Origin of the sequence: Citricoccus alkalitolerans, from assembly GCF_039528175.1 — a bacterium.
Classification (GTDB): domain Bacteria; phylum Actinomycetota; class Actinomycetes; order Actinomycetales; family Micrococcaceae; genus Citricoccus; species Citricoccus alkalitolerans.
This window is the reverse complement of record NZ_BAAALH010000002.1, coordinates 63829-71607: the sequence shown is the minus strand read 5'-3', so window position 1 is coordinate 71607 and position 7779 is coordinate 63829. Positions and strand designations below refer to the sequence as shown.

At 69.6% G+C, this 7779-nt stretch carries 3 protein-coding genes; 1 reads left to right on the top strand and 2 read right to left on the bottom strand.

Annotated features, from left to right (window positions below; translation table 11 throughout):
• Nucleotides 1-140 precede the first annotated feature (140 nt).
• Nucleotides 141-2429: a prolyl oligopeptidase family serine peptidase gene (locus ABD134_RS06260; RefSeq protein ID WP_344227834.1), complete on the bottom strand. Its 2289-nt coding sequence runs from the start codon at nt 2427-2429 to the stop codon at nt 141-143.
• Nucleotides 2430-2509: 80 nt separating this feature from the next.
• Here ABD134_RS06260 and ABD134_RS06255 point away from each other — a divergent pair, with 80 nt between their 5' ends.
• Nucleotides 2510-4501, top strand: a complete 1992-nt coding sequence (locus ABD134_RS06255; RefSeq protein WP_344227832.1) for an FAD/NAD(P)-binding protein — start codon at nt 2510-2512, stop codon at nt 4499-4501.
• Between the two features lie 75 nt (nt 4502-4576).
• Here the strand turns inward: ABD134_RS06255 and ABD134_RS06250 are convergent, their stop codons facing one another.
• A complete protein-coding gene (locus ABD134_RS06250) occupies nt 4577-7705 on the bottom strand; it encodes an ExeM/NucH family extracellular endonuclease (protein WP_344227831.1) in 3129 nt (1042 codons plus the stop codon).
• Nucleotides 7706-7779 lie beyond the last annotated feature (74 nt).

The following is a 7779-nucleotide window of genomic DNA, read 5'->3' as shown; positions in this document are numbered from 1 at the left end:
GGGGGGATTTGAACCCCCGGTCCGACTTTCGCCGGACCCTTCATTAGCAGTGAAGTCCATTCGGCCGCTCTGGCACGTCTCCACTGTTGCCATCGGTGAGATGGTAACCCTGACATGGTAGCCGCCGGGGGCCCCGGACTTCAAAGCGAGTCGTGTGCGACGCTCCTCCACAGGAACTCCAGGGACCGCGCGTGCAGTGCGGCGGCCTGCCGGTTGTCCGAGGCACCCGCGTGGCCGCCCTCGAGATCCTCGTGGAACCACACGTTCGGCACACCCAGACGCATCATCCGGGCCGCCATCTTGCGCGCCTGGACCGGGCCGACCCGGTCGTCCGAGGTGGCCGTCCACACGAGGAGATCCGGGTAGCCCGTGCCCGGGCCCTCGGCGTCGCGTCCGGCCTCGGCACCTGTTACCGGCCGTTCGAGCAGCAGATGGTAGGGGGAGAAGGTGCGGATGTACTCCCACTGCTCGGGATCCTCCGGGTCACCGTACTCGGCGATCCAGCTGTGTCCGGCGGAGAGCACCGTGTACCGGCGCATGTCCAGGAGGGGCACCCCACAGCTCAGGGCACCGAACAGCTCGGGGTAGGCGGTGGCCATGTTGCCCATCAACAGGCCGCCGTTGGAGCGGCCCGTGGCGGCCAGGTGGGACCGGTCCGTCACGCCGCGCCGGATGAGGTCGCGGGCCACGGCGGCGAAGTCCTCGTAGGCGCGGTGCCGGTTCTCCTGCAGGGCGGCCCGGTGCCAGTCGGGCCCGTACTCCCCGCCACCCCGGATGTTGGCGATCACGTGGACGCCCCGGCGGCCGGCGTGGTTCCGGCGGCTCAGCCAGCCGCGGCCGTACACGCCGGAATAGCCGGGCAGCTTGGAGGCGAGGAATCCGCCGTAGCCGTCCATCACCACGGGATTGGCACCATCATCCTCGAGGTCTTCGGGACCGATCTGGAAGTACGGGACCCGGGTGCCGTCGTCGGACACGGCGAAGTGCTGGCGCACGGCCAGCCCGGTGGCGTCGAAGTACTCCGGTCCGGTGCGTACGGTCACCAGATCGGGAACGACGTCGTCCGGTCGGCTGGTCTCCTCCAGGTCCGCCGGGAGTGTGGCCCGCAACAGGGTGGGTGGGGTGAGTGCGCCGGTGGCGGTGATCCACAGGTCGTTGCCGCAGTCCGGATCCTCGTCGTCCACGGCGCTGACCCCCAGGGTCAGGAAGGGGTCCGCCGGATTCGGGTGCGACAGCCGGATCCGGCGGGTGGCCTCCAGCGCCGGTGGTCGTCCGGCGCTGGTCTGCGGGGTCCCGCGGGGTTCGGAGGCCGCCAGCGCGGTCTGGGGCAGGGCGTACAGGGTGGAGGCGACGTCCTGCAGCACGGTCAGCACCAGGTGGGACGCGGTCCACGTCCATGCGGAGAGGGTACGGTCCGGGGCGGGCAGGAACGCGGCCCGTGGCTCCTCGGAACCGTCCAGGAAGCCGTCCACTGTGCAGACGAGGAGGGAGCCGGCCGGGTGTACGGCGGTCGGCAGCTCCCACTCGGACTTCAGGAACACCGTGAGCCACTGCCGGTGCACGTCCACCTCGGCGTCCAGGGGTACCTCCAGCAACCGCCAGCCGGAACTGGTCTCCGGGTCACGCAGCCACGTGGTGGAGCGGTAGAAGTCCACGGCGTCGATCGCGACCGTCCGCTCCCAGCCCGGTGTGGAATCGTGCCCGCCGAAGGCGGCCACGTGAGCGGCATCCACCTCGAACACGGTGGGCGCCGCAGTCAGCGTCTGGCCGCGCTGCAGGACCCGCAGGGTCCGGGCGTAGGAGGACCGGGTGGCATCGCCGGCGTCGGGATCCGGGTCCGTCACCGTGCCGACCAGCAGCCGGTCGCGGTCGATCCACGAAGTCTGCGTCTTGGCCACCGGAAGGTCGAAGCCCTCGGGTGCCGGCACGAAGGCCTGGGTGGCGAGGTCGAACTCGCGCACGGCCACGGCGTCACCGCCATCGGGGGAGAGGCGCAACAGGGCACGGTCCCAGTCCGGGCGCAGCAGCCGGGCGCCGGCGAACACCCAATCGGTGCCCTCCTGGGCGGCCAGGGCGTCCACGTCCAGGAGGACCTCCCACTGGGGGTCCCCGGCCAGGTACGGCTCCCAGCGGGTCCGCCGCCACAGCCCGCACGGGTGCTCGCCGTCCCTCCAGAAGTTGTAGTACCAGTCGCCACGCTTGGTGACGTGGGGGATCCGGTCCGGGGAATCGAGGATGGCGGTGAGGTCCCGCTGCAACGCATCGAAACCGTCTGAGGCCAGCAGCGCCTCCGTGCGGGCATCCTGCTCCCGGACCCAGTCCAGGGGGCGCTCGCCGTGGATGTCCTCGAGCCAGAGGAACTCGTCCTCGGCCTCCGTGGCGAGGCCGGTGGGTGTGACGGTGGGAACGGGGTGTGGGTTCTGCTGCATGCCACCATCGAAGCACACGCCCTGGTCCGGCCGTAGGCTGATGGCCACGAACACACCGCACCGCGAGAGGACCCCCCGCCATGATCCACGCCGTCCCAGGAGACCGGTTCACGATCGCCGTGGTGGGAGCCGGCCCGCGGGGGACCTCGTTCCTGGAGCGGTTGCTGGCGGTGGTGGAGGAGGCCGGAGGGCCGGCACCGGTTCCGCTGGTGGACATCGTGGTGCTGGATCCGGAGGAGCCGGGACCCGGCCACGTGTGGCGGACCGGGCAGTCGGAGCTGTTCCTGATGAACACCCCGTCCTTCTTCCCGACCGTGGCTGCCGCCGGCACCCCCGGCCTGCGGCCCTCCTCAGCGGCCCTGACCTTCGACCAGTGGCGGATGGCCCACCCGGACCGGGCCCAGGTCTTGGACCGTACCGATTACCCTCCGCGGGCGGTCTACGGCCGATACCTTGCCGAGATGTACCGCGAGGTGACGGACGCGCTGGCCGCCTCGGCCGCCGTCGGGACCCTGGAATGGCGCCAGACCGAGGTGGTTCACCTGGAGCCTGCGCGGACGGTGACCCCGGTGCACGGTGCCCACGGCGCCGCGCACCGGCAGACGATCCTCACCCTGGGTGACGGGGGCACGTTGGCGGCGGACGCCGTCGTGCTGGCCGTGGGGCACGTCCCCGCCCGCCTGACGAGCGAACAGCACCGTCTGGCCACCGCGGCGGCTGTTCTGGGGCTGGAATACCGCGGACCATCCATCCCCTGTGATCTCGATTGGGAGGCGGTGCCTGCCGGGGCCGACGTGCTGGTACGGGGGATGGGCCTGAACTTCTTCGACGCGCTCGCCCAGCTGACCCTGGGCCGGGGCGGTCGATTCGTGGACACCGGCAAGCGCCCTGGCCAGGCCCTGCGCTATGAGCCGTCCGGCGCCGAGCCCGTACTGCACCCGGCCTCACGGCGGGGTGTCTGCTACCTGCCGAAGGCCGAACTGGATGCGTTCGTCCCCCATGCGGTGGCCCTGAAGTACCTGGTGCCGGAGGTGGTGGAGGCGCTGCAGGCCGAGCACGGTCCGCTCGACTTCATGATGCACCTGTGGCCGCTGATCCACCGGGACGTGGTGCGCGCGTATTACAACGCCTTGGCGCGCAATCGGCCGGAGATCCTCGGCGGCTCCGGCCCGGCCACCGAGTTCCTGGCCTCGCTCGTGGGCCTGTTGGAGTCGGCCGGCCGCGGCGAACCGGTCACGGCGCACCAGGCGCAGGAACTGCTCCATGCGTATGCGCCTGGCATGCCGTTCTTGGACATCCGTGCCCTGGCCCGTCCCTTCGAGGGCCGGGTGTACGGCACGGGCGAGGAGTACCAGCGGGAGGTCGCCGGATTCCTGGAGGGGATCAGCGCCGAGGCCGCGGCCGGTGAGGACTCCCCGCTCATGGTGGCCATAGGGACCCTGCATGCCGCGCGTTTGCTGGTGAAGCAGCTGGTGGCCGAGCAGCGGCTCACCGATGCCTCCCGGCGGCGGGACGTCTCCGGCTGGTTCGAGACCCTCGTGGAGGGGCTGGCGTCCGGTCCGCCGCTGACGCGCGTGGAACAGCTGCTCGCCGTGGCCCGGGCGGGCCTGGTCCGGTTCGTGGGCCCGGATCCGCAATTCGAGCCCGACGCCGGCCGGTCCCGGTTCACGGTGGCCTCCCCGCAGGTGGGTGGTTCGGATGAGGCCCAGGACGTGCACCGGGGGACGTGGATGATGGAGGCGATGATGCCGCCGAACCGTGTGCTGCTCTCCACGTCGGCCCTGGTGTCCTCGCTCCTGGCCGATGGCACCGCGGTGCCGTACACCGTGGAGGACGAGGAGGGGGACCCGGTGCCGGGCCGCGGCTTCGACGTGACCGGGCGTCCCCACCGCCTGAAGGGGGCCGGGGGAGTGGTCCAGGAGGGAGTGTTCGTCCTAGGGCTCCAACTGGCCTCCGTCCAGTGGGGCACGGCGATCGCCGCGGAGGCCGGCCGCGACCCGGACGGACGGGCCCGCACCCTGGGCGACGCCGACGCCGCGGCTCGGGCGATCTGGTCACTCGCCACCGGCTGATCTCTCCGTGACGCCCAGAGGGCCCCATCCCGCCGCGCTGGCAGGGTGGGGCCCTCTGGATGATGTGGCCGCTGATCAGTCGGTGGCCACGGCATCGTAGTAGTGCATGACCTTGGCGACCTCACCACGGCTGATCGGATCGTACGGACGGTAGCTGCCATCCGTGTACCCGTTCACGATTCCCTCGGCGGCAGCCCAGGAGATCGCCTCGAAGTAGGGGTTGGTGCCCGGGACATCCTCGAAGCCCGGCTCGTTCTCCACGGCCGCGCCGTCCACGGCGCGGTAGAGGAAGGTCACGAACTCCGCGCGGGTGACGTCCTGGCCGGGCCGGAAGGTGCCGTCCGTGTAGCCCTCGGAGACGGGGGTGCCGTCGGAGTCGTCGGCGGCCCAGGCGATCGGGGTGAAGTGCGGGGCCCCTGCCGGCACGTCCGGGAACACGGATTCGGCCGGGTCGGTGGTGTAGTCCGGGGCCAGGTAGCGCTGCAGGAAGGCCACGGACTCCCCGCGGGTGATCTCCGCGGCCTTGCGGTAGGTTCCGTCGGCGTAGCCGGTGGTCACCCCGGCAGCCTGCATCCACCGCACCGGTGTGTAGTACACCGAACCGGGCTGATTGTCCGAGAAGTCCTCCACCGGCTCCGGGTCGGTCGGGCCTCCGGGCTCCTCCTCGCCGTCCAGCTGGACGCCGACGAGGATCGGGTTGTGGTCGGAGGAGCGCCACTGGTCGGGTGCGTAGAGCTGTTCCGGGGTGTAGTTGTAGCGGGAGTACTCCATGGCCACGGACTCATTGGCGTTGATCATCCAGATGTCAGTGCCCATGACGGTCTCGTCGGCCGAGCGGGAGGCGAAGATCCCGTCCAGAGAGCCGACGCCGGCGTCATAGGCGTAGGTGTATTCGCCCTCGGCCTTCGCCCCCTGGCTGACGTAACCTGCGGCTTCGAGGACCTTGATCGGATCCTCCTTCTCATAGGCATTGAAGTCGCCCATGAGGAACACCCGATCCGTGTCCTCGGAGTCCTTCTGGTCCTCGGCGAAGTCCACCAGGGACTCGGCCTGGGCCACGCGGTCCGCGTTGGAGTTGCCCTGGCCGTCGCCGGAGTCCTTGTTGCCGGGACCGGTTCCCGAGCCCTTGGACTTGAAGTGGTTGGTGATGGCCACGAACTCGGTGCCCTCGACTCCACCGTTCTCGCCAAGGACGCGGAAGGTCTGGGCCAGAGGCTCGCGGGCATTGCCGAAGGCGGGATCACCGGTCAGGATGGTGGATTCGCCGACGGTCTCCACTGCGGCCGGCTGGTAGATGAAGGCGTTGCGGATGTAGTCCTCGTCTGCGGCGGAGGGACGCTCGGTCGGCGAGGCGGCGTAGGCCCACTTCTCCGAGCCCGCGTCGGCATTGAGGGCCTGGACGAGAGCGGCCAGGGACTCGTCACGGTCCTTGCCGAACTTGGCGGAGTTCTCGATCTCCTCGAGCGCCACCACGGAGGCATCAAGCCCATTGATGGCAGCGACGATCTTCTCCTGCTGGCGCAGGAAGTTCTCCTCGTTGTACGCGCCGCGCGGATCGCAGTAGTCGGTGGCGATCGGGTTGCCCTCGTGGTCCTCGTAGGCATCGCAGTCCTCGAACTCCTCACCCAGGGTGGTGAAGTAGTTCAGCACGTTGAAGGAGGCCAGCTGCACATTGCCGCCCACGTCCTCCGGGGTGGCCTCCGCCTCACGGGTGTTCTCGAAGGTCGCGGGCTGGACCTCATCGGCGTTCTCGTGCGTGAGGTGCTGGGTCGGCTGGAAGTTCCACGCCTCGAAGCGGTAGTCGAGGATCACCGGGTCCGTGAACGTCACGGCTGAACCGACGCGCACTGGATCGTCGATGTTCAGGTACGGCAACTTGTTCTGGTTGCCGGGCGAACGCATGAAGTTCGTCGTGGCACCGTCATCCAGGACGATGAGCTTCTCGGCGTTCTCCGCCATCACGGCCTGCGCCTCGGCGCCCGGGTTGGCGACCGACGTCGGGTTCGGGAGCGGGTCGGTGCCCGGGGCGAGGCCGAGTGAACCGTAGGAGTTCACGTCGTAGTTGTCCGTGATCGTCCACTCCATCCCGGAGGGGTCGAGCAGCATGCCCTCGTGGGCCTCTTTGGTCTCCTCATCAGCGGGGAATTCGAGGACGGTGGGCTTCACGGCCTCGGCGGCCTCGTCGAGCTGTTCCACGCCACCGGCGCGGACGGTCAGCTGGGTGCCGCCGTAGTACTCGGAGACCTCGCCGACGACCTGCACGTGATCACCCAGGGCGACGTCACCGACCGTGTCTGGGGAGTAGATGAAGACGGCGTCGGAGGCACCCGGGGTGGAGTCATCGCCTCCGGAACCGGCCGTCTGGAGGTAGTACCCGTTGAAGCCGCCGGTCGAGTAGACGGCGGTAACCACGCCCTGGGTCATGACGTTCTCGCCGACCATCTCGGAGGCGGCCCCGGTGCCCTGGATCTCGGCGATCGGGGTCAACTCCGTGGGGACCTCGGGCTCAGGCTCCGGCTCACCGGTGCCGCCGCCTGCGGTCTCGCCCGCGGCATTGGTGGGGGTGATCGTTCCGGTGGCCGTGAAGTCGGCGGAGTTGTCATCCGTGTCCACGCCGTCCGTGCGGGTCATGGACTTCGGGTCGTTGTTCGCGGAGGGGCCGGTGGCGGCAGCGGTCTCGAAGGTGTTCGAGGTGCCGTAGCCCAACAGGTCGACGACGCCGGCCGCACCGGTCTCGGCGGTCACCGAGCCGACCGGTAGGGAGACCCGTTCGGTCTGGTCGGCCAGGACGATGGTCCCGTTGGTGCCGGCGAAGGCCACGCTGGTGCCGATTCCGGCATCGGCGGGCGGCAGGGCTTCTCCGTTCGGTTCGTTGCCGTTGGCATTGCCCTGGACCAGGTAATAGCCGCCGGCCTTGATGGTGCCCGAGAGCTCGATGACCCCGGTCGGGTCACCGGTGCCGCCCGAGGAACGGTATTGGATGGACCAGCCGTCCAGGGAGACGTCGGCATCGCTCGGGTTGTAGAGCTCCACGAACTTGTGGGTGAAGACGGCGTTGGCGGAACCGCCGTTGGTGTAGGCCTCGTTGATGATGACGGCGTCGGTATCGGGGGCGGCCGTGGCAGCCTGCGCCGGTACCACGAGGGTGGCGGACAGCAGCGCCATCGAGGCTCCGACTGCTGTCAGGCGTGAAGAGAACGTCATGGTGACTACTTTCGGTGAGAGTGACGTTGGGATGATGCCCGGCACACAGTGGCCCCACCCCGTCATTGCTGCGG